The organism is Autumnicola psychrophila, from assembly GCF_031846645.1.
Lineage (GTDB): Bacteria > Bacteroidota > Bacteroidia > Flavobacteriales > Flavobacteriaceae > Autumnicola > Autumnicola psychrophila.
In genome coordinates this window covers 248,458-271,759 of sequence record NZ_JAVRHN010000006.1, presented here as the reverse complement: position 1 = coordinate 271,759, position 23,302 = coordinate 248,458, and the positions used below count along the sequence as shown (strand labels likewise).

Sequence of the window (23,302 nt, the reverse complement as noted above, 5' to 3'; positions counted from 1 at the left end):
AATTGGCAAGTTTCGGGTTGTACTCAAAAGAAGGACACGATCCTGCAAGGTCTCTATTGACCTTGTAGGTCTATTTGTAATTTTAAAACTAATTTCAAATTAACTAATTCCTACGAGGTTTTTAAAACCTCGTAGGAAGAAAGAAAGTTTAATTTATTAAAAGAAGATCGATAATTGGCAAATTTCGGTTTAGACTTCAGAACAGCAGCTGATTCACTTTGTTAATTTCGTCCATAGTTATAGTATGAGCACGGTCGGGATAAATTTCCATTTGCACAGAGGCTCCCATTTTCTCCATAATTTCTTTAGATTCCATAATTCTGGATAATGGAACGTGAGGATCTTTATCTCCCGAGCCTATAAAAACTTTGGTGTCTTTAAAATTGCCATTATAGCGCTCGGTTTTCAGCTCTTTGCCTATAAGTCCGCCCGTAAAAGCAACAATTCCTCCGTATTCATTGGCATACCTGGTGGCTACTTCCAAAGTAAGACATGCACCCTGAGAAAATCCCATAATATAGATTTTGTTAAGCGGAATATGTTCAGCAGTTTCATCTATTAGCCGTTTTACAACATTTACCGCTGAAGATAACCAGGGTTCATTTGCTTCTTCTTCAGCCATAAAACTTGTGGGGTACCAGGTATTGTGCGTAGCCTGCGGGGCTGCCAAATAACAATTTTTGATGCTGAATTCTTTTGCAAGTGGCAAAATATCTTCTGCGCTGGCGCCTCTGCCGTGGAGCAGGATTAAAGCATGTTCAGCTTCCTGAAGAGGAACGCCTTTTTCTGTAATATTATAGTCGTGCATTAGTCTCTGAATTTTTCAATGTTAACTTCAATTGGATCGAGTCCGTTTTCTATAGCCTTTCGATTTTGTTCTTCCCAGGACGGCAATTTTAAAGCTGTACCAAGGTTCTCTTCAGTTTCGTCTATAGTAAACCCGATATTATTGGTTGCCACTTCGAATAAAACTCCACCCGGTTCGCGGAAGTAAATAGAATGGAAATACTGCCTGTCAAGAACAGGAGTAGGTTCCAAAATGCCATTTTTCATTAATCTTTCCCTAAATTCAAGCTGCGTGGCGTCATTTGGGGTGGCAAAAGCCACATGGTGCACCGTTCCTGCGCCTCCCAAACCTCTGGGTGCAGTGTTGTCTGTCACAATATCAACATAACTTCCGGCTTTGTCTGTAGTGGTAAGTCGAATCCTGTTATCCCGTTCCAGGATTTGTTTATGCTCCATTTCTTCAGTTAGAAGCTTTTTTGTTGCTTCGGAATTGCTCTGCCCAAGTGTGACGCCGTAAAAACCTTTTACAGCATATTCTTCTGGAATTTGTCCGTAGGAAAAGCCGGGTCGATCATCGTTGTCGTTGGCCACAAGCTCAATTCCCATTCCGTCGTTATCTTCAAAATAAATTGAAGTTTCTGCATTAAAATGCTGAACAGGTTTATGGTACGAAATATTGAATTTATCCAGCCTCCGCATCCAGTATTCCAGGGAATTTTCGGGAATAGAGAAGGAGGTAATTGTTACCTGGCCATTTCCCTTGCGGCCTTTGCCAATCCCTTTATATGGGAAAAAAGTAAGTATAGTTCCCGGTTGCCCAAGCCAATCGCCATAATAGAGGTGGTAAATATTTGGAGCATCAAAATTTACGGTTTTTTTAACCATTCTTAGCCCCAGAATTCCCGCATAAAAATCTACGTTTTTCTGTGGATTTGATGCAAAAGAAGTAACATGGTGCAGTCCTGTGAGTAAATTTGCCATTGTATATCGTTTAAGAGGGTTACCGGAATTTGAAAAAACTATTGTAAATCCAATCACAAAGATATCTCATGTTTACACAATTATTGTACATACAAATGTTATTTTTTATTTAATGTTTATCATGTTCAAGGAATTACGATATCTCAAAGAATATCCTACATTTGCAAAATAAATTAGATATATGCTTAGAATTGGCGAATACCACGTTCTTAAGATAGACAGGGAAACAGAACCGGGATTATTTCTTCGCGATGACGACGGAAATGAGGTTTTGCTTCCGAATAAATACATTCCGGAGCAATTTGAACTGGAGGATGAAATAAATGTATTCGTTTACCTGGATCATGAGGAGCGGCCTGTGGCAACTACTTTAAATCCGCTTATAAAACTCGATGAGTTTGCCATGTTGAAGTGTGTTGAGGTTACTGATTTTGGTGCATTTTTAGATTGGGGACTGGAGAAACATCTTTTTGTTCCTTTTAAGGAGCAGGTTTATCCTATGACTATAGGAAGCCGATATTTGGTGTTTTGCTACCTTGATCTTGAAACTGACCGTTTAGTGGCGTCCAGCAAAGTGCATGCATTTTTAGATAATTCAGAATTGACGGTTGAACCTTTTGAAGAGGTCGACCTTATTATCAGTAATAAAACCGATCTGGGTTACAACGTAATTGTTAATGAGATCCACCTGGGGTTAATTTATAAAGATGATATCTTTCAGCCTATAAACGTAGGGGATAGATTAAAAGGTTTTATCAAGAAAACCCGGCCGGACGGGAAAATTGACGTCACCCTGCAGCGCCCCGGTTACCGAAGCATAGAACCTAATGCGCAGCTTATCCTGGATGAACTGGAACGTAATAATGGCTATTTACCTATTACCGATAAGTCTGACCCAAAGGAAATAATGCGAATTCTGGAAATGAGTAAGAAAAGCTTTAAACGAGCCGCCGGAACTTTGTATAAACAACGACGTATAGAAATAAAAGACGACGGAATTTATCTATTAGAAGATAAAGATTAGAAATAAATTCTTTGGAAATTAGAGTAGTGGCGATTAAAACGACTGCCATTCCTAAGATAATCCTGTCGTCCAAAACTATTCCCGTAAGGATAAAAAGGATTTGGTGAGAAATTCTGATTCCTGGAGAACTCATTTTCCCCGCTGCTGATTTCTATTGCTTTTTTCTCTTTTTGAGGTAATCTCAGGTCAATTTCTACCGTCCTTGGTTTTTGATTTTTCTGTTGGGCAAGTACAGCTCTTAAATCCACAGATTTTTTCACGTAAGGATCTTTATTTAAATATTCTCCGCTTGGTAAATTAAATTGCTTTTCCTGAACCCAGACAAATCCTACTTCCAGCAGTGGGGACTTAATTTCGCGGTTTCCGATTTCGAAATCTTCAGGATCCCAGTATTCCTGCGCATTTGAAGTATAAATGCTCATGGAAAAAATGAAGAATAACAGGAAACGAAATTTCATTACTTGATTTTTTTAATAAAATATCAAAAACAATGCTAAACTAAAAGGATTAGCTAAAATAGTGATAAAAAGTTGCAAAACCTGATTCTTCGGTTGCCTGTTGAGAGGTATTGGCCACGAATCCAAGAATGCTAAATAAACAGTTATTTCAGGTTTTTAAGCCGATGCTTAAAAATGGCAATTATCAGCCACTGATCAGCATGATTTAAATTCTGAGCGAATTAGTGTTTGGCTTCGATTTGTAGTTTTAAGAGGTGCCTGAAAAATGGCAATTATCGATCTTTAGCTTCTGTGTAATTTTGATTAATAGAGAAAGCTTAACCTCTTCATGGTTTCTTCTTTCTGATGTGGGTTTAAAACTTTATTTTTACTTCAAAATAGACAACGATGGCTAAATTTGAATGGAAAACAGCTAAAGAATACGAAGATATAACCTATAAAAAAAGCGATGGCGTGGCACGAATTGCTTTTAACCGTCCAGATGTGCGCAACGCTTTCCGCCCAAAGACAACCAGCGAGCTTTACGATGCTTTTTATGATGCACAGGAAGATACTTCTATTGGGGTAGTGTTGCTTTCTGCTGAAGGGCCTTCAACAAAGGATGGTGTTTATTCATTTTGTAGCGGTGGCGATCAAAAAGCCCGGGGGCACCAGGGCTATGTGGGTGAAGACGGTATGCACAGGTTAAATATTCTTGAGGTACAGCGTCTTATTCGGTTTATGCCAAAGGCTGTAATTGCTGTTGTTCCCGGCTGGGCAGTAGGTGGCGGGCATAGTCTGCACGTGGTTTGCGACCTTACACTTGCCAGTAAAGAACATGCAATTTTCAAACAAACCGATGCCGATGTTACCAGTTTTGACGGCGGATATGGATCTGCATATCTGGCGAAAATGGTCGGGCAAAAGAAGGCCCGTGAGATCTTTTTCCTCGGAAGAAATTATTCCGCACAGGAAGCTTTTGAAATGGGAATGGTGAATGCTGTTATTCCCCATCACGAACTGGAGGATACAGCCTATGAATGGGCGCAGGAAATCCTGGCAAAATCACCAACTTCTATAAAAATGCTGAAATTCGCGATGAACCTTACCGACGACGGAATGGTGGGCCAACAGGTTTTTGCCGGAGAAGCTACACGGCTGGCTTATATGACAGATGAAGCTAAAGAAGGAAGAAATGCTTTTCTGGAAAAACGCAAACCAAATTTTGAGAAAAAATGGCTTCCATAGAGCCGGAAAATTCTTTTGAGAACAAGCGTATAGCCATAGATACGCTACCTCGCTATCAGGAGGTAGATCTTAACGGAATTTCGGGAAAGCTGTTGGTAAAGAACCTGATTCGGATTAGTTTAGGGTTTGTGGCAGTCGCTATTTTTTTTGGTTATATCTTCCTTTATGCTGAAGAAAATTTGCCGTTTGACATCATTGCTGCTGTTGCTTTACTACTTTTCGCTCTTCTTTATTTCAATATCTGGAAAATGCAGAAGATTTATGGCTATGCACTTAGGGAAAGGGATATTATTTACAGGCGGGGTTTTCTTATTACGAAAACAACTATAATTTCATTTAACCGTATTCAGCATGTTTCCATTTCCAGAGGAGTGCTGGACAAAATGTTGGGAATAGCCACACTTAGCATTTTTACCGCAGGGGGAAGTGGTAGTGATATCAGAATTTCCGGCCTGGAACCAGAACTGGCACAAACTTTAAAGGAGGCGCTGGTAATTAAGATTTCAGAAGATGGAGATGCAACCATTTAGTAGTCCGCAACGCCAGTCGGTGACCGGGATATTAATCATTTTTGCGGGAACGCTGTATAAAATTTTCCGCATGTTCTGGGCGGTGGTGCTTTATTTTATCATTCAGCAATCCACTCCATTTTCAGTTTTTTATGCATTAATTCCCATAATTGTAGTAGCCCTGGCTGTTGTTCACAGCTATATTAGTTACAAAAACTTTAAGTTTCATATAGATTATGAGAAGGATGAATTGGTGCTGACCAAAGGGGTGTTTTCTACAGATTTTATAGCGATTCCTTTTGATAAGATTCAGCAGGTAAATTTCGAAAGAGGTATTCTGGAAAGAATTATCGGAATTTACAGCCTCGTGATAGATACGGCGGGAAGTGATCAGAAAGAGATAAAGATCCACGCAATAGAAAAGGAAAATGCAGAAGAACTTTCGGCTATTCTCCTGTCAAAAAAGGAAGAGCAGCAAAGAACTATTGATGCTACAGATTCAGCAAATCACGTTGTTGACAATACGGAATGGACCTATAAATTAGGTGTAGGAAGGCTGCTGAAAATAGGAGTCAGTTCCAATTTTCTTCGTGGTTTTGGATTGATAATTGCTTTTATAAGCACACTATATAATGAATTTAGCCGATTATTTTTTGAAAGAAAAGAACTTCTTTTGGAAGAAGCAGATAAGATTCCATTTCCACTAGAATCCTTTTTTATTTTTGCAATCCTGGCTATTTCGATACTACTTCTCAGTATTTTTATCACGGTAGCCGAAGTATTTATTAAATACTATAATCTGAAATTGGTACAGACTTCAGAACGTTTACACCTGGAAATGGGCCTTAGAACAAACACCAAAGTTTCGTTGAAGCCAAGACGGGTACAGATTGTGAGTATTATTACCAATCCACTGCAAAAATGGCTGAATATTTATGAGATAAAAATTACCCTGGCCGGCAGTAGGGAGAAAAATGCCAAGAGTAAAATCAGCATTCCCGGTCTTGAAGAGGAATCTACAAAAAGAATAAAATCTTTTTTGTATGGTAAACGAGCGGAAGGGGAAAAAGCAGTATTTAAACCCAATATTGTTGATTTTTTAAGGAGGGTTAATTTTGGTCTTATTCCGTTATTAATCAGCTATATAATTCCTTTAATTTTTGAAGAGGTGAGTATTTCGGAGTGGCTTATTTTCGCTGTTATTTACATTCTTTCTATGCTTTTTTACAACTTCAGAATGTTTAAATCCACAAAATTGACCTTTTCTGAAGATTTTCTTGTGAAATCCTACGGAGTTTGGAATTTAGTAGAACAAACCACAGAAATATATAAGTTACAGTCGGTTAGCATTAACAGACCTCTTTGGTATAAAAGGAGGGGTCTGGTAAATGTCAGTTTTCACACTGCAGGAGGCGACATCAGCTTTAGAGCGGTAGATGAGGACATCCTTACTTATTTAAACTACAGCTTATTCCGAATACAAACTTCTGAAAAAGCATGGATGTGAATGTAAATTAAGAAGTGAAGAGTTTAAGGAAATAAGAAAAAGAGAAAAGACCGCTGCGCTGCAAGAGGAGAGAATTTTAAAAGCTTAAGATCGAAAATTGCCATTTTAATAGCATCGTTTATTTTATAAATAGTGAGCAGGAAAGTCTCCATGAGATATTTTTCTATAGAGACTTTTAATACGCTGTTTTAGCTAATTCATCTATTTTGGTTGCGATTTGTTCCCATGCTTCCTCCTGCAGGAAATGTCTTGAGGGGACAAGAGTCATTTCTTTCAGGTCTGCCATTTTTTCGACTTCTTTACCATATCGCTGGTAAGTTAGTCCCGGGTCTTCTTCTCCCCAGATGGCCTGGATAGGGTAGGGCGTTCCCTGAACAGCCTGTAAACAGGTATCACGGAATTTAGGTGAGTCTGGAAATTGCCTCATTATTTTCAAAAATGCCTTTCCGTTGTCCTCTCTTTTTAGAAGATCTACGTAAGCCTTTATTTCTTCTGAAGGTATTTTATCTGCATCTGCAACTCCGAATTTTGAGAACATAACAGGCCATGTTTCACGGGTCATCATCTTTAATTGAGCATCACCTAAAATTTTCTTTTCAAAGGGGCGCATAGGAAGTGGTTTTTTGAAGTTGACTACATCCACCCAAGTGTTGAGGATAGTAAGGGACAGTATTTTTTCCAATTGCCTGGTAGCAAGGGCGAAACCAACAGGTCCGCCTATATCGTGAACAACCAGGTGAAATTTTTTTATATCCAATGCTTTTATTGCTTTTGTAAGAAAATCGGCAAAATTAGGAAAGGTATAGTCGAAATTTTGAGGACGAGCAGACAATCCGAGTCCCGGAAGATCTATAGAAATCCCCCTGTAACCTTTATCAGCAAGGGAACTCAGAACTTTTCGGTATAAAAAAGAGGAAGTAGGAACCCCGTGGATGCATAAAACCGCCTCACCATCTCCGTAATCCAGAGCAAAGGTTTTGTGTCCGTTTACTTCAAAATATTTCCCGGACTGTTCGTGTTTATGGATAACCTCTTCAATTTTATTCCTTTTGCTATCACCCATGGTGCGTTTTAATTTTTACTCTTGTACTTTAAGATGTGGATAAATTTTGACCTCCATTTAAAATTACGATTCTTAGTAGCGGAATTCAAATAGCAAATTATAATTATAGGTTAATGTTAAACCTCATTTTTAAAAATAGATGTCAGCGATTTTTTAACAGTGTAAAGTATGGTTGTACAAACATTTCCTCTGCTATCTGTTCCGCATCTAATCCTCTGGATAATTCTAAGTGTACTTACCTTATAATAACAAGAGAGGAGCAATTAAGCCGACTCGTACTTCGTTCCGATTATAATTAGAGGTACCAAAATTTTCTATTGGATAATCTGTATAATCATAATACCGACCTATATAAGCCAGGAAAAACCGTAGATCAATGTTCTTAAAGGGACTGTAGTAAATCGTAGGAACCCATCCATAACTCGTTCTCATCCGAATATTTTCGTTCTCCACATCATCATAAGCATTACTGGTCATGAGTGTTAGCAGACCTTTAATTTTTGGACTGAAGCGGTATTCTGCCCGCAACCAGTTCTCAATATAAAGCACGTCTTCCGCTACCTGATCGTTTCCAAGGATATTTGTCATTATACCTTTGGTATCAACTTGTTCAAAACTATAGTTGAAGTCGTACATCAGCGTCAGATTCGAATTTTGATACTTATGACCTAAAGTGAAAAAGTAGGTGCCTCTTTTTTTTACCTGGTTGGAATAACTCAGGCTGTAAATGGTCTGGATTTTTCCATCAAAAAAGCTTCCACGCCAATTCCCAACAACGGCTACCGGCCAATCAGGTTCCTGAATATTTTCTGCAACTACATCACCATAAAGATCCTCATAATGCATGGTGCGAGAGTTTAGAGTCTGGAATCCGAATTTGTGATTTTCAAATGGCTGGTAGGTTATTCCTGCCCCTGTAACAAAAGCCAGGGCATTGCTTTGAATATCATTATATTCCAGAACATTCATGGCACTGAATTCATATTCATAACCGCCGTAAAATGCATAGGTTTTTCCAAGAATTAGATCAAAGTTCGGACTGATTTCAACATCTATAAAAGCCAATTCAATATTACTGCCCAGCCGGTCCAAGGTTTGCACATCGCTATCTTTATTAAACCGGTTTCTGAACCGGAAATTTACTTTTTCATGTAATTTTCCCGCAATTCCCAAGGCTGTAAAACCATTTGAAAATTGTAATCCATTATAATACTGATCACCACCTCTATAGGTGTAAGCCTGGAACTCCATGCGCATATCGAAGGTGATAGTAATGTTTTTTAGAAGTTCTGCCTTTTCCAGAGGAATAATAGGTTGAGCCCTGCTGTCGTTGATCTGCGAGAACCCTGCTACTGGAATGAATAAAAGCAGATATATAAAAATTAACTTTATCATTGCTGGGCTTTTTGTCTTTTTATTTTTCCCCGCTTCCAGATCTCTATAGAAATCTTCTTCAGGATTTCAGGATCATATCTCTTTATAATTTGATAATAAGGTTAAGAAGAGTTTCAGAAGTAGAAAAGGGTCTCAACGGCTTAGATACTTCAAGTTAACTATTTTTCTTCTAAAAGATTATGTAAATGCCTTATAAAACCTGAAGAAGTAATCGGCGAGATTAATTTACGCGAATTCTCTTCTCCAGCCCTTTAAAATTTGATTTTTACATTATTACTTAGGAGAAAAGGACAATTTTTTAAACCTATAGGTATAGATGTTCAATATGAAAATGGGGGCTATTAAAAAATGGCAATTTTCGATCTCCTGAAATTGTATGGAATGTAAAACAGTAAACTTTGCAACTAGGTTCCTTCAGACGGAGTGCAAAATAGACCATTACGTTATTAAAATTGAAAAAGCCACGAACATCTAATTTTATGAGTGTTCGTGGCTTTTGAAAATTGGATATTTTAATAGTTATCTCAATTTCGGAAATTGATCAGGATTTGCTTCATGCATTATTCCATAAACTTTTTCGAAAATATCATCAGAAGATGGTTTAGAAAAATAATCACCATCTGTGGCATAAGCGGGACGATGTTCCTTAGCTGTAAGTGTTTGCGGTTTGCTGTCCAGGTAACGGTAAGCATCCTGCTCTTCCAAAACTTTCTGTAAAATATATGCTGAAGCGCCGCCTGGTACATCTTCATCTATAACTAACAATCTATTTGTTTTTTCTATACTTTTTACAATATCATGATCTAGATCAAAAGGAAGAAGTGACTGGGCGTCTATTATTTCTATATCAATCCCTATTTCTTCCAGTTCCTGGGCAGTTTGTTCAACTATCCTAAGTGTGGACCCATAAGAGACAACGGTGAGATCTTTCCCTTTTCTAACCGTTTCGGTTACACCAATAGGTGTTTTTAATTTTCCCAGATTGCTTGGTAATTTTTCTTTAAGACGATAGCCATTAAGGCACTCTATGACCAGTGCCGGTGTGTCTATATCTAATAAAGTATTATAAAAACCAGCTGCTTTTGTCATGTTGCGCGGCACCAGGATGTACATCCCGCGAAGCAAATGTACTAAACCACCCAATTGTGAGCCACTATGCCATATGCCTTCCAACCGGTGGCCTCTTGTTCTTACAATAAGTGGAGCTCTTTGTTTTCCTTTTGTTCTGTAAAGAAGCGTAGAGAGGTCATCACTCATTGTCTGAAGTGCATACATTACGTAATCCAAATATTGAATTTCAGCAATTGGTCGCAGACCCCTTAAGGCCATTCCAATACCCTGTCCTAAAATAGTTGCTTCACGTATTCCAACATCTGCAACACGCATTTTTCCGTATTTTGCCTGCAGGCCTTCCAGCCCCTGGTTGACATCTCCTATTTCTCCTGCATCTTCCCCAAAAATTAAAGTCTCGGGACGGGAACCAAAGATAGCATCAAAATTATCTCTTAAGATTACCCTGGCGTCAACTTCTACCGCACCTGGCTCGTACTCTGGTTCAATGAGTTGGTTCCTGGAATCATTTTCTTCATAAAGATAACTATTGTATTCTTCTTCACTTTGCAGCGCAAATTTCTGGATCCAATCTATTAATTCCTGCTTTTCGGGTGTTTCTTCTCCAATAACAGATCGAAGTACCCTCCTGGCAGCAGACATAATATCCTTTTTAATAGACTCTCTGTTAGCCGCCAGTTTATCTTTAATTTCTGATATAACCTTTTTATTAGGACTATTTTGTGCGACTTTTGACAGAAGCTTTACAAGTTCTTTATGATCTTTACGAACGGGAGCGAGTGCATTCACCCAGGCTTCTCTCTTTCCTTCTCTAACTTTCCGTTTAATTCTTTTGTCAATTTCATCCAGTTCTTCTTTGGTAGAAAACTGATTGTCTATAATCCACTCCCTAAACTTTGTATTACAATCATATTCCTTTTCCCAATTAAGTCGGTCTTCATTTTTATAACGTTCGTGAGAACCCGAAGTGGAATGGCCCTGGGGCTGTGTAAGTTCTATTACATGAATTAAAACCGGGCAATGTTCAGTTCTGGCAATCTTCGAAGCTTTTTCATATGCTTCAACCAAAGCAACATAGTCCCAGCCTTTTACAACCATTATTTCATAACCGTCGTTTTCCTCATCCCGCTGGAAACCTTTTAAAATTGCAGAAATACTTTCCTTTGTTGTCTGGTGGCGGGCATGAACAGAAATTCCGTACTCATCATCCCATACACTCATTACCATGGGCACCTGTAAAACCCCGGCAGCATTTATCGTTTCCCAGAAATGGCCTTCACTGGTGCTGGCGTTACCTATTGTTCCCCAGGCTACTTCATTTCCATTATCTGAAAACTTTTCAGATGGGATACCTTCAACATTTCTATAGATTTTAGAGGCCTGAGCAAGACCCAATAATCTTGGCATTTGTCCCGCCGTAGGGGAAATATCTGCACTGGAATTTTTTTGCTGAATTAAATTTTTCCAGCTACCATCTTTGTTTAAGCTGTGTGTGGTAAAATGTCCTCCCATTTGCCGGCCAGCAGACATCGGTTCGTTTTCGATATCGGTATCGGCGTATAAACCGGCAAAGAACTCCTGAATTGAAAGTTCATTTATAGCCATCATGAAAGTTTGATCGCGGTAATATCCCGATCTAAAATCACCATTTTTAAAAGCTTTGGCCATAGCCAACTGTGGTAATTCTTTTCCATCTCCAAAAATTCCAAATTTTGCTTTTCCCGTGAGCACTTCCCGTCTGCCCAGGATACTACATTCCCGACTGGTAGCAGCAATTTTATAATCTTCCAGAACCTGAGCCTTAAAATCTTCGAATGAAATGGAATCTTTTGTTTTAATTTCGCTATGCATGAACTTATTTTTGGATCCTCACAAATATAATGAAAAGTATGACTGTAAACAATTCATTAATTTTCAATTCTATTGAGTATTTCTTATTCAAAGTAACTAAATTTTACATTTAGATAAATTAACACGAAATTAAGAGCCCTGAGCCTGAGAATTATGAAATGGGGTAAAGGTTAAAATGGATCTAATACCATCTTCTCGTAAATAAGCCTAGAAGTGTATTGATATCCAGGGAAACAATAAATCGGATCTTTTGATCGTAGGAAGGTTGTGCTATTTCCCAGCCTAAATTGGAATATACAGGAAAAAACAATTCAAAATAATCAGCTACCAGACTTACTCTTACTCCTGTATCATAAAGAAATGCCGGAGTTTCGTATTGGTTTTTTATCATTCCGAGGTCTCCATACACGTAAACCCATTTCCAGATATTGGTACTTGCATTAAAAGTTGTGATCCACTGATTTGCGAATTCCGGCTGTAACTGGGATTTAAAACCACCTTCAGCTGGAATAATTTGCTGGCTAAAAAGACCCGTCCCCTGGCTTCTTCCATAGTAATTATAGTCAAAGAGATAATCTGTAGGGCGATCTAAAGCAAAACTAAAATAGTCGTGATCGCGGCTATCATTATAAAGAAATGTTCCTGCAAAAAGCCTGAGATTAACTTGTCGGTTGTTTTTAAACAGCTTACGGTACTCAAGACTAAGAGAGATTTTACTGAATTTTTCGGCGAGCTGGTAGTCAAAAGACCCCCTGTAATAATTTACAACATTAGGGTTGCTATAGGTGTAATTTACATTGAACACATTGTAGTCAGGCTGCTCAACGGGGTTATCCAGGTCAACGTCTCTTTTTACATTGATATTTCTAATCATAAGAAATTGTCTCTCGTTGCTACGGAGATATTTATTACGATAGGAAAAGGTGAGGAAAGGAGAAAACTTCTCGTAAAAAAGATCATATCCATATGAAAAGCGTGTGCCGCTAAAACCATATCTTACAGCAAAAAGTTCTGCATTTTCATACTGGTGCGTATAAGAAAATGAAGCAGATCCCACAATTGTCTCACTGTTAAAACCATATTTTGGTGATATCTTAAAATTGAAATTTTTATTTAAAAATGTTTCATTATAAAGCTTAGGGCCAATAGAAATTCCGTCATAGAGATTGTAATCGAACTCCGGCATGAAAAACAACTGACTATACTTTGGGTCTTCTACATCCTGAAGCAATCGGAACTGTAGAGGCTTATCGAAAATTGTAGTAACCGCTTTGTAGTTATTACGCTGATTGATCTCTGGAATTTTCTGCTCATAATTTACAGCCACACGCTCAACATCCTTTCGGGGTATTGTCACTTCCTTTAATTTATCAATTTCCTCAACCCACGTTTTGGAGACTACTTTACCGTCGTTTATTCCATATACAGAAACAGGCATGTTGTTCTCCCGCCGGTTCCTGACGGTAACGACCAGAGAGTCATCCTGTTTTTTAACCTTTTTAATTGAGAAATCTATTTTTCCGTTGGTCTGAACATAATCTTCAAAAAACCAGGAAATATCTTTTGAAGCATTGGTTTTTAAAATTTGCCTGAACTTTTCCTGCGAGGTAGGCTGAAGTTTATAATTGTTATAGAATTGGGAAATAGATTCTTTTACAGCATTTGAACTCAGATAATCTTCCAGGTACCGCAGACCAACTCCAGCCTTATAGGCATTAGCTATATTTTTATTGAATTTGACTAACGAGTCCTGGCGTGTAGCCAGTGGCTGGTCAAAATTTAATCTGGCCGCATTCATGTACATTAATTGATACTGATCATTAAATTCTAAATCGGCAGCATGAAACCAACGTATTCCAATAATATCACTTAAATTACCGATAAGCTTCATTTTTGGATAGTAGTTATCGACATAATCCATCATAAGTGAAACGAGGATGGCATCATTAATCCATTGGTCTTTACGTGGATCAAATAAAAGTGTGTTTTTTAAATAATTATTGGTTATAGTCTTGAATTGCTTAATATCGTATTGAAAACCATCAGGAAAAGGTCTAATGAAACCAGGTAATTGGTTTAACCCGTATATTGGGCTATTAAGGTAATCTTCCTGAGTTACAAAAATGTGGTTGTGAGGATATTCTCCCAATCGTTCATCTAGGAATTTTAAAATTCGGTCAAGAATAATTTCCTTTATTTCAGTCTGAAGATTGTCATCCTTAAGATTTGTAATTATTTCATGTGAATGGGCATATATATTCTCAAAGATATAAGTTTGGGTTAGATAAAGCTTAGACTCAATCCTGTCCTCGCCTATAAATCTCACTGTCTTCCTTTCATCTTTATTATGGATCTCGAGCATATTGAGTGCTGAGGCGGCATAATAATTTGTGGGAATATTCAGCAATAATTCAATATCTACTGGTGGAGTATACTCCAGATCCAGATTTTGATGACTATAAATTTTCCAGCTGCCATCATGGACAGCAGGTGTAATGTACCAGTATCTGAGTTTATAATTTCCTTCACTGTCTTTGCCATAACGGGTAAACTTGTCCTGAGGGACTTTAATCGAGTAATCTAGATTAATTGTCTGTTTTTCTCCTGGGGGAAGAGGTTTGGAAAGGAAGATTTTAATAATATCCACACGTCCTGCAAGTCTCTCCCAATTTAAAGGAGTACCGTTATTGGTAAGGGAATAAATTTCTGTTCCGCCACGTTCTTCTTCCCCGGCAAAATGAAATCTCCTTACAAATTCTTCTGAAAATCTTTTTCCCAGGTAACTGCTTTTACTGCTGAAGGCATTTATCCAGTCATTCAGGTAGATTTGAGCAAGAGGCTCATCGCTTTGATTTTCATATTCAATTACCTGTTGAATATATATGGAATCTACCTTTTCATCCAGTTTAGCTTCAATTGAAATAGAATGTTGTCCAAAGCTTACTGAAGTTAGGGCAAGAAGGAGAATTAAGAAGAAAAAGTGCTTCAAAGGATTATAAAAAATTTAGGTAAGGATATTTGAACTAATGTAATTAAAGTTTGTTTTACATGAGTGCATATTAGTAACTAGAAATTTGGACTTAAATTGTATTCATCGTAAAATTTGTCCAAAGCTTCAATTACTTCATCTTCTGTATCTACGACCTGTACAAGATCGATATCAGCGGCGCTTATATTTTGAAAGCTATCACATAATGTAGTCTGAATCCAGTCTACAAGTCCCCCCCAGAAATCTCTTCCAACAAGAATAATTGGAAATTTATCAATTTTATGGGTTTGAATAAGTGTAACTGCTTCGAAGAGCTCATCCAGCGTTCCAAATCCCCCCGGCATTACTACAAAACCCTGGGAGTATTTTACGAACATCACTTTTCTCACAAAAAAATAATCGAAATCCAGACTCTTGTCATTGTCTATATAAGGATTATCATGTTGCTCGAAAGGAAGATCAATGTTTAATCCAACAGAAGTTCCCCCACCGAGATGAGCACCTTTATTTCCTGCTTCCATTATTCCGGGTCCGCCACCGGTAATAACGCCGTAACCGTGATCTACAATTCTGGTAGCAATACTTTCAGCCAGTTTATAATATTTCTGATCGGGTTTTGTTCGTGCCGATCCAAAAATAGAGACGCAGGGACCAATCTGACTTAATTTTTCATATCCATTTACGAACTCTCCCATTATCTTAAAAATTGCCCAGGAGTCGTTCGTTTTAATTTCATTCCAGGCTTTATTGCCTTGCTTTGCTCTCATATATAATTCTGTTTTATTGCAATTCTTTTTTAAGGAATTTAGCCGTATAGCTTGTTTTATGTTTAGCTACTTCCTCCGGAGTTCCGGTGGCAATTACTTTTCCTCCATTTTTACCACCTTCATAACCTATATCAATAATGTAGTCCGTCATTTTTATCACGTCCATATTATGTTCTATGATCAAGACTGTATTTCCCTTATTCGCCAGCCTGTTAAGTACATCCATTAATACACGAATATCTTCAAAGTGTAGTCCTGTTGTGGGTTCATCAAGAATGTAAAACGTATTTCCTGTATCTCTCTTGGAAAGTTCTGTAGCTAATTTTATGCGTTGTGCTTCACCTCCAGATAAGGTGGTGCTTTGCTGACCCAATGTAATATAACCGAGCCCTACATCCTGAATAGTTTTTAGTTTCCGGTAGATCTTTGGAATAAGTTCAAAAAATGGGGTTGCATCGTTTATTGTCATCTCGAGAACATCTGCAATAGATTTTCCTTTGTACCTGATTTCAAGCGTTTCCCGATTAAAGCGTTTGCCCTGGCAGGTTTCACATTCTACATAAACATCGGGAAGAAAATTCATTTCGATTACCCTTAATCCGCCGCCTTTGCAGGTTTCGCACCTGCCGCCTTTTACATTAAAGCTGAAACGCCCCGGTTTATATCCTCTTATTTGAGCTTCAGGAGTTTTTGTAAAGAGACTTCTGATTTCCGAAAAGACACCTGTATAAGTTGCGGGATTGGAGCGAGGGGTTCTACCGATCGGAGATTGGTTAATATCTATTACCTTATCGATATGTTCAAGCCCCTTTATACTTTTGTATGGCTTTGGAACCTTAACTCCATTAAAATAATGCGCGTTCATTATGGGGTACAAAGTCTCGTTGATAAGAGTAGATTTCCCGCTACCTGAAACGCCGGTAACGGCAATCATTTTACCTAAAGGAATATTAATAGAAACATTTTTAAGATTATTCCCGGTTGCTCCTTTTAAAGAAACAGTTTTTCCATTTCCCTTTCTCCTTTCTGTTGGTACTTCAATTTGTTTTGTGCCATTTAAATAAGAAGCTGTTAAAGTACTATGATTCTTAATTTCTGAAGGAGTTCCCTCACTAATTATTTCACCACCGTGCTTTCCTGCCAAAGGGCCAATATCAATAACATGATCTGCCCTTTCAATCATATCCTTATCATGCTCTACAACAATAATAGTATTTCCCAGATCTCGAAGGGAAACAAGGGAATTGATCAGTTTTTCATTATCCCGTTGATGAAGACCTATACTTGGCTCATCCAAAATATAGAGAACCCCCACCAGTTGCGAACCAATTTGTGTCGCCAGTCTTATCCTCTGTGCTTCTCCACCAGAAAGAGATTTTGATCCTCTGTTTAGGGAAAGGTATGTTAACCCCACATCTGTTAAAAACTGAAGTCTGGTTTTTATCTCCTTAATAACCTCGGTTGCAATTAATTGTTGCTTGTCGGTCAATTTGCCTTCGAGTCCCGAAAACCATTCTGCAAGATCTGTAATATCTTTTTGAGCCAGTTCAGCAATGTTTTGATCATTGACTTTAAAATAGAGAGATTCTCTTCTTAAACGGCTACCATGACAGGTAGGACATTCTATTTTATCCATATACTCTTTGGCCCATCGTCTCAGGGAAGTAGAGTCATTATTTTTGTACGTAGCCTCAATAAAAGTCGCGACTCCTTCAAAATCAATTTTAAATTCCCTGGTAATCCCAAGTGTCTTCGATTCTTTAGAAAACTTTTCTTTTCCTCCATAAAGAACCATTTCCAAAGCTTCCTTAGGAATATTGCTGACAGGATCAGTTAACTTAAAATCAAATCTTTCGGCGATAAGTTCCAGCTGCGAGAAAACCCAGTTCTTTTTCTGAGGACCATGGGGCGCGAGAGCTCCATTCTTTATAGATTTTTTTTCGTCAGGAATAATTTTACTGGTATTGACTTTGTAAAGAGTTCCAATCCCATTACAATCAGGACAAGCTCCTTTGGGAGAATTAAAACTAAATGTATTAGGCTCAGGATTAGGATATGAAATACCAGTTGTTGGACACATAAGGTTTCTACTAAAATACCTCACTTCATTTGTTTCATGATCGAGAATCATTAAAGTATCATCACCATGATACATAGCAGTTTTAATGCTTTCACTCAAACGTTTTTGGTCCTCCGTCTTATCATCTATTTGCAGGCGGTCAATAACAATTTCTATGTCATGAGTCTTATACCTATCAAGTTTCATTCCCTTCACGATATCCCGTACCTCTCCATCAACTCTTACTTTTACAAATCCCTGTTTGGAGATTTGCTCAAAGTGTTCCCGGTAATGACCTTTTCTAGACCTGATTACAGGTGCAAGAATATTAACTCTTCTTCCGTTAAATTTTTCAATAATAAGATCCTTAATCTGGGAGTCGGTATAACTTACCATCTTTTCACCCGTGTTGAAGCTGTAGGCGTCTGCGGCACGGGCAAAAAGCAATCTCAGGAAATCATAAATTTCTGTAATTGTACCTACGGTACTTCTGGGGTTTTTGCTGGTAGTCTTCTGTTCAATGGCAATAACGGGAGAAAGACCTTCTATTTTATCTACATCCGGTCTTTCAAGTCCGCCAAGAAATTGCCTTGCATAAGCAGAAAAGGTTTCTATATATCGTCTTTGTCCTTCAGCATAAATTGTATCAAAAGCCAGGGAAGATTTACCAGAACCTGACAATCCTGTTATTACCACCAATTTTTCCCGGGGAATGCTAACATCGATATTTTTTAAATTATGAACTCTTGCCCCTAAAACCTCAATATTATTTTCGCTTTCCGTCATAAATTTATTCAAGGTGGCAAAGGTACTTAAAGTGTTGCTAATTAAAAAGGGAGCTCAATTCATGCAGTGTTAATTTAGGTGTAAAATTGAGGATATTTCCTCTGAAATAAATTATTGACTAAATTTTTTCTAAAAACCCTCTAAAAACTGAAACTACAAGGGTTAAAAATTTGTGAACGAAACTCTAATTTCTGTGAAATGGGGTATTGGAGCTGTTAAAATGGGAAGCTTGACCTGCTTCTTAACTAATTAGGTGTCAGTATCATATTACTTGCTTCTTTTACAAATCACTTTAATTTTAATCTATATTTGACTATTATCATTTTAATAATAATTCTCCCCTATTATTAATATCTTCTTAAATGATACCTCATAATATCTAGGATGATTAAAAATATCATAGTTTTTAAATAGAGGTCAGTAATAATAACGTGTATGAGTGAGAAAAAACAACTGCTTCTTATTTCAGTAAATAACGAAATGGTACTGGAGATGAAGGAATCATTAAGTCCTTATTTTAATGTGGTAAATGTTGAATCAGTACATGTAGGATACAGCATAGCATTAGAACTTTTACCTGATCTCATTTTTATAGATATTTCTGATTTTAATCTACCTGGTGATATCAAGAATATTTCAAGTTTCAGATCCACTCATTTTCTAGTTAAGAGCTGGATTTTTTTATTAGCACCTGACAAACCAGATAAAGAGATAATAAAAGAATTTGATAAGATTGCAGATGGAATTTTTTTAAAGAGCACACCATTTGAGACTATATATAAAAGGATAATTAGCAATGTATACTCGAAAAATTCTCTTTCCAATTATTGGAAGGATTGTTTTATGGGAATGTTCAACTTCATGCCAAAGCCGGTACTGCTTTTGGAGCAGAATAACATCCTGGCTATGAACGATGAGTTTAAGCAAATTTTTAGGCCTTTAAAATCCAAGAGTCATAGACTTACAGATTTTGTTGATATTGAGAACAGAGCAAAACTCGAGATAAGTCTTAGAAACTTTTCAAGAGGTAAATATATGCGAGAAACAGTTCGTACTTCACTTTTATTGAGTAACAATAAAGTCAGGAATGCTTTTGTTAATTTCTCAAAGCTGAAAAAGGGAATGGATGATCAATTTATTCTTATGATAGATTTTTCAGGCTCTGATGGTTCTGTTGATCAGGATGTAAATATCAAATCCGCTAATGTAGAAAACTGCACTGTAGAGGCAAATAACTTATGTGATTTTAATTTTACGAAACGCGAAAAGGAAATTATAGAACTCTTATGTAAAGGATACAAAACAAAAGAGATTTCCAGCACATTATTCATTTCTCCTAAAACCATAGAAAAGCACCGTTCAAATATTATAAAAAAGACAAAGTCAGATACTATGCTGGAGAGCATAATTTATGCAATAAATCATAATCTTATAGAAGTAAGTGGGGCCTGAAAATAGGTTTAGCAAGAGATATTGTTTGGTCATGGTTTGATTATATGAAACTACAGGGAAAGAAATTAATTAAACGAAAAACGGAATATGAGGGTTTTCCCCCATTGTTTCAAGGTCCGAATAGGACTACATTTATAACAGGATAAGAAAAGTCACCCCTAACTTCTAAATCTTATTCTTTAATCAATAAATCGCCTCAGATTTTACAAGAACAACATAAAATATGATATGTACAGCTATACTCATTTAGAAGAAATAATTATGAAGAACTTTAACTTATCTCTATTATGTGTTCCTGCTCTGTTAATTATCCTGTGTTCTTGTAACGGGGAAGAAATTAAAGCTGAATCAACACCTTCTGACAGGTCTAATCTTACCTTCGGAATAGCGTTACAAGATTTACTTAATGCTGGCTCCCCAGGTGAAAACAATTTCTCTGATTTTCCTAAATGTTCAGACAATGATCCAGCAAAGGTTCATATCAGGCTTTCGTTAGATGGTGCGGATTTTCCTGTTATAATTCTTGATGTTTTATCGGACGTAGACAATGATGGAAATACGGAGTTTTACACCGATTATTCAGAAGAATTGGAATTGCTTCCAGATAATTACCAGCTAGAGGAATTTGTAATCTTTGATACGAATAACGAAATACTATGGATTGCTCCCAAAAACGAGGAGGGTGATGGAAACTATTATGGATACGTTAATAATCTGCTTCCTATAACTATTGATCTTACTGCAGGTGTTAAAAAATATGTTGAAGTAGAAGTATTATGCTTTGATGATCGAGTGGCCAATACATATGGATATCAGTTTTTTGATTTGATTCCAAACAGACTATATGAATTTTGTTTAGCAGCCAATTTATGCCTGAATGGGGAAGTCCATATGGCTAATTATAGTCTGGAGTTGTTCTATGTAAGAAATGCCGGGGAAGATATTCTCTTATATCCACAGGAAACCCCCGTCACCCCCGAATTAGGACAGAATGAAGACAATGAATTTTATGCAGAACCGGTATGCGTATTTATACCGTCGCCACAGTATGGAGAAGCAGATGATGAAGAATACTTATACTTTCAATTAACTCTGTTGGATTGGCCTGATAATTATGGAGATATAGAGGATGGTGAAGTTGTACAGGGTGGTTATTTAACCTGGGATATGATAGAGACTTTGAGGAACACTGATGATGATGAAACAACAGAAGATTCTGATCTGAGATTTTTGCAATTCTTCCTGAATTGCGGTCCGGAAGGAGGGGATTGTGTTCCAACACCATCAGATTCCGATGGGAATTGTATACCTGATAACGTACAACAGTTAGGATATCTTTTCTTTGACTTACAAGAAAAAGAACTGCTTGAATTTTGTCTCTTCGGAAATTTCTGCACTCCTAACGGAAGACACTATGTTGCTTCCTACAGTGTCGATGTCTGGAATTATAATGAAGGGGAGGTTACGGAACAGCTTTACGATGATCTTTTCGCTGAGGTCACAATGGAAAACGGAGAATACTCGGCAGATCCTTTATGTATGGTCTTACCTAATAATGACGGTACAGATGAATATTATATGGAGATAACCATTCGTGGTACAGATGAATATGGAGCCATAGAAGAAGTTATTCGTAGCGGAGTGATAACAGATAATGACGTTAGAAGATTATTTGATGGAGAAGATGATATGGATTACTTCCATTTCTTTCAGGGCTGTGATGATGAAACAGATAATCCTGCTCTTTTTGACGCTCCTCAATATTAAGAGATATAAAAACACCTCCGGAGCACGTTGAGCTCCTGAGCTTAAAATAAATTTTATTAACCATTCTAAATATTTTAACCTAAATTTTTTAAGTATGAAAAAGTTCAAAATTACAATGATGTCAATTTTAGCATTGACGCTTTTTTTAACCTCTTGTAGTAAAGAGGAATCCGAACCCGCCATAGAAGGAAGCACTGAAAAAGCTACCCTGTCTTTTGGCGCAACTCTAAATGACCTTTTAAACAACAGGTCCCAGACGAAAAACCACTTTGCTGATGTACCGGAATGTTCCGATGCTGCACCAGCCAGTGTAATGATTGTCCTTTCTATGGGCGGAGTGGACATGGATGCTGTTACCTTAAACGTTCTTTCCGACGATCTAGATAACGATGGTGTGATGGATTACTTTACCGATTATTCGGCAGATCTGGAATTAACTCCGGGAATTTATCAACTCGAAGAATTTATTGTTTATGATGCTGCTGATAATATGATCTGGATTGCACCAATAGATGATGACGATAGTGGAGAGTTCAACGGCTACGTAACAGATGCACTGCCAATCACCATTAACCTTGGAGCAGGAGTGAAGAAATATGTAGATGTAGAGGTACTTTGTTTTGACGATCGTGAGGTAAATCAGTATGGTTATCTGTTTTTCGATTTTGAAGGTAAGGAAGTAATTGAATTCTGCTTATTTGGAAACTTCTGCCCACCTAACGGAAGACATTATGTGGCTTCTTACAGTGTTGACGTGTGGCTTCGTGAAGATGGTGAAAATACCGACCAACTTTATGATGGACTTTCAGCAGAGGTAGAAATGGAAAACGGAGAATATTCTGCAGCACCTTTATGCTTTGCACTGCCTGATGGAGCAGGTGATGATGAGTATTACTTCGAGATTACAATTATGGAAACAGATCAGTATGAGACTACAGAGAGAATAATTCGTAGTGGTGTAATAACCGATATGGAAGTAAGGTCTTTCTTTGATGGAGATGATAATTTAGATTACCTGCACTTTTTCTACGGATGTGGACAAACAGACACTCCACCTATTTTTACCGACCCTCAGGACGAAGCGAAGAATTACAAAGCTTGTTTAAAGGATCTAAATGATTCTGGAGCAGTAGCTTTTTCCTATGCTAGACTTGAAGGAAACACATTATACACTTCAGTCTTAGCTTACAATATGGAGGTAGGTCAAAGACATCCTCAGCATATTCATGGGTTCACAGTAGGAACTGATGCAAATGAAGATAATGCAACCTGTCCTGATATGGGCAATGATACTAACGGAAATGGTTTTGTAGAAATAGGAGAAGGAGCGCCATATTATGGTCCCGTACAACTGTCATTAGTTCAGGAAGATGGAAATTTTCCATTAGCAAATCCTGGTATGGGCATGTACTTCTATGAAAGAACTTTCACTTTAACTAATGCTGATTTGGAGCTTGTAACGCCATTAGACAAAAAAGTTACGGTTTTACATGGTCTCAGTGTAGATCTTGATGGAGCTGGAACAGCTGATGATGACGACTACGAGGGTTCACTTCCAGTAGCCTGTGGAGAGTTTATTTTGCAGTAAATGCAATAGGAGGAGATTACGA

Annotated in this window: 16 protein-coding genes; 7 read left to right on the top strand and 9 right to left on the bottom strand. The window is 37.6% G+C overall.

The genetic code is table 11. The features are described 5' to 3' along the window. Nucleotides 1–196: 196 nt before the first annotated feature. Together RM541_RS09945 and RM541_RS09940 are read right to left on the bottom strand one after the other, a co-directional pair. Entirely contained in the window at nucleotides 197–808 is a 612-nt protein-coding gene (locus RM541_RS09945) for an alpha/beta hydrolase (protein ID WP_311500016.1), read from the bottom strand. Continuing rightward, complete coding sequence (locus RM541_RS09940) at nucleotides 808–1,767, bottom strand: VOC family protein (RefSeq protein ID WP_311500015.1); 960 nt, start codon at nucleotides 1,765–1,767, stop codon at nucleotides 808–810. The genes RM541_RS09945 and RM541_RS09940 overlap by 1 nt, the downstream gene beginning before the upstream one ends. Nucleotides 1,768–1,948: 181 nt before the next feature. Between RM541_RS09940 and RM541_RS09935 the strand changes: the two genes are divergently transcribed. Continuing rightward, nucleotides 1,949–2,791, top strand: a complete 843-nt coding sequence (locus RM541_RS09935; RefSeq protein ID WP_311500014.1) for a CvfB family protein — start codon at nucleotides 1,949–1,951, stop codon at nucleotides 2,789–2,791. On the opposite strand, the gene RM541_RS09930 is transcribed toward RM541_RS09935, so the two are convergent. Then, nucleotides 2,788–3,249 (bottom strand): hypothetical protein, encoded by a 462-nt coding sequence (locus RM541_RS09930; protein WP_311500013.1) that lies wholly within the window; start codon nucleotides 3,247–3,249, stop codon nucleotides 2,788–2,790. The genes RM541_RS09935 and RM541_RS09930 overlap by 4 nt on opposite strands. A 387-nt stretch (nucleotides 3,250–3,636) precedes the next feature. Here RM541_RS09930 and RM541_RS09925 point away from each other — a divergent pair, with 387 nt between their 5' ends. Genes RM541_RS09925 through RM541_RS09915 form a run of 3 tightly spaced genes read left to right on the top strand, consistent with a single transcriptional unit; the run spans nucleotide 3,637 to nucleotide 6,492 of the window. Then, on the top strand, nucleotides 3,637–4,476 hold the full coding sequence (locus tag RM541_RS09925) for a 1,4-dihydroxy-2-naphthoyl-CoA synthase (RefSeq protein ID WP_311500012.1): 840 nt from the start codon (nucleotides 3,637–3,639) through the stop codon (nucleotides 4,474–4,476). Then, nucleotides 4,464–5,006 (top strand): PH domain-containing protein, encoded by a 543-nt coding sequence (locus RM541_RS09920; protein ID WP_311500011.1) that lies wholly within the window; start codon nucleotides 4,464–4,466, stop codon nucleotides 5,004–5,006. The genes RM541_RS09925 and RM541_RS09920 overlap by 13 nt, the downstream gene beginning before the upstream one ends. Continuing rightward, a complete protein-coding gene (locus tag RM541_RS09915) occupies nucleotides 4,987–6,492 on the top strand; it encodes a PH domain-containing protein (RefSeq protein ID WP_311500010.1) in 1,506 nt (501 codons plus the stop codon). Before RM541_RS09920 ends, RM541_RS09915 begins: the two co-directional genes overlap by 20 nt. Nucleotides 6,493–6,667: 175 nt before the next feature. On the opposite strand, the gene RM541_RS09910 is transcribed toward RM541_RS09915, so the two are convergent. From RM541_RS09910 to uvrA, 6 genes are all read right to left on the bottom strand, one after another. Beyond that, entirely contained in the window at nucleotides 6,668–7,555 is an 888-nt protein-coding gene (locus RM541_RS09910) for an alpha/beta fold hydrolase (protein ID WP_311500009.1), read from the bottom strand. 240 nt (nucleotides 7,556–7,795) lie between these two features. Further along, on the bottom strand, nucleotides 7,796–8,950 hold the full coding sequence (locus tag RM541_RS09905) for a porin (RefSeq protein WP_311500008.1): 1,155 nt from the start codon (nucleotides 8,948–8,950) through the stop codon (nucleotides 7,796–7,798). 519 nt (nucleotides 8,951–9,469) lie between these two features. Then, nucleotides 9,470–11,872 carry an alpha-ketoacid dehydrogenase subunit alpha/beta gene (locus tag RM541_RS09900; protein WP_311500007.1) on the bottom strand — a complete coding sequence of 801 codons (2,403 nt, stop codon included), beginning with the start codon at nucleotides 11,870–11,872 and terminating at the stop codon, nucleotides 9,470–9,472. A 181-nt stretch (nucleotides 11,873–12,053) separates the two neighbouring features. Continuing rightward, complete coding sequence (locus RM541_RS09895) at nucleotides 12,054–14,861, bottom strand: gluzincin family metallopeptidase (protein ID WP_311500006.1); 2,808 nt, start codon at nucleotides 14,859–14,861, stop codon at nucleotides 12,054–12,056. A gap of 77 nt (nucleotides 14,862–14,938) precedes the next feature. Beyond that, nucleotides 14,939–15,628, bottom strand: coding sequence for an LOG family protein (locus tag RM541_RS09890; RefSeq protein WP_311500005.1), 690 nt, complete (start codon nucleotides 15,626–15,628; stop codon nucleotides 14,939–14,941). 13 nt (nucleotides 15,629–15,641) lie between these two features. Beyond that, complete coding sequence (gene uvrA / locus RM541_RS09885; RefSeq protein WP_311500004.1) at nucleotides 15,642–18,473, bottom strand: excinuclease ABC subunit UvrA; 2,832 nt, start codon at nucleotides 18,471–18,473, stop codon at nucleotides 15,642–15,644. 435 nt (nucleotides 18,474–18,908) lie between these two features. On the opposite strand from uvrA, the gene RM541_RS09880 reads away from it, so the two are divergent. The 3 genes from RM541_RS09880 to RM541_RS09870 all read left to right on the top strand — a co-directional run bounded on the left by RM541_RS09880 (nucleotide 18,909) and on the right by RM541_RS09870 (nucleotide 23,280). After that, entirely contained in the window at nucleotides 18,909–19,925 is a 1,017-nt protein-coding gene (locus tag RM541_RS09880; protein WP_311500003.1) for a LuxR C-terminal-related transcriptional regulator, read from the top strand. 261 nt (nucleotides 19,926–20,186) lie between these two features. Next, on the top strand, nucleotides 20,187–21,692 hold the full coding sequence (locus RM541_RS09875) for a hypothetical protein (protein WP_311500002.1): 1,506 nt from the start codon (nucleotides 20,187–20,189) through the stop codon (nucleotides 21,690–21,692). A 94-nt stretch (nucleotides 21,693–21,786) separates the two neighbouring features. Next, nucleotides 21,787–23,280: a hypothetical protein gene (locus RM541_RS09870; RefSeq protein WP_311500001.1), complete on the top strand. Its 1,494-nt coding sequence runs from the start codon at nucleotides 21,787–21,789 to the stop codon at nucleotides 23,278–23,280. The last annotated feature ends 22 nt before the right edge of the window (nucleotides 23,281–23,302 follow it).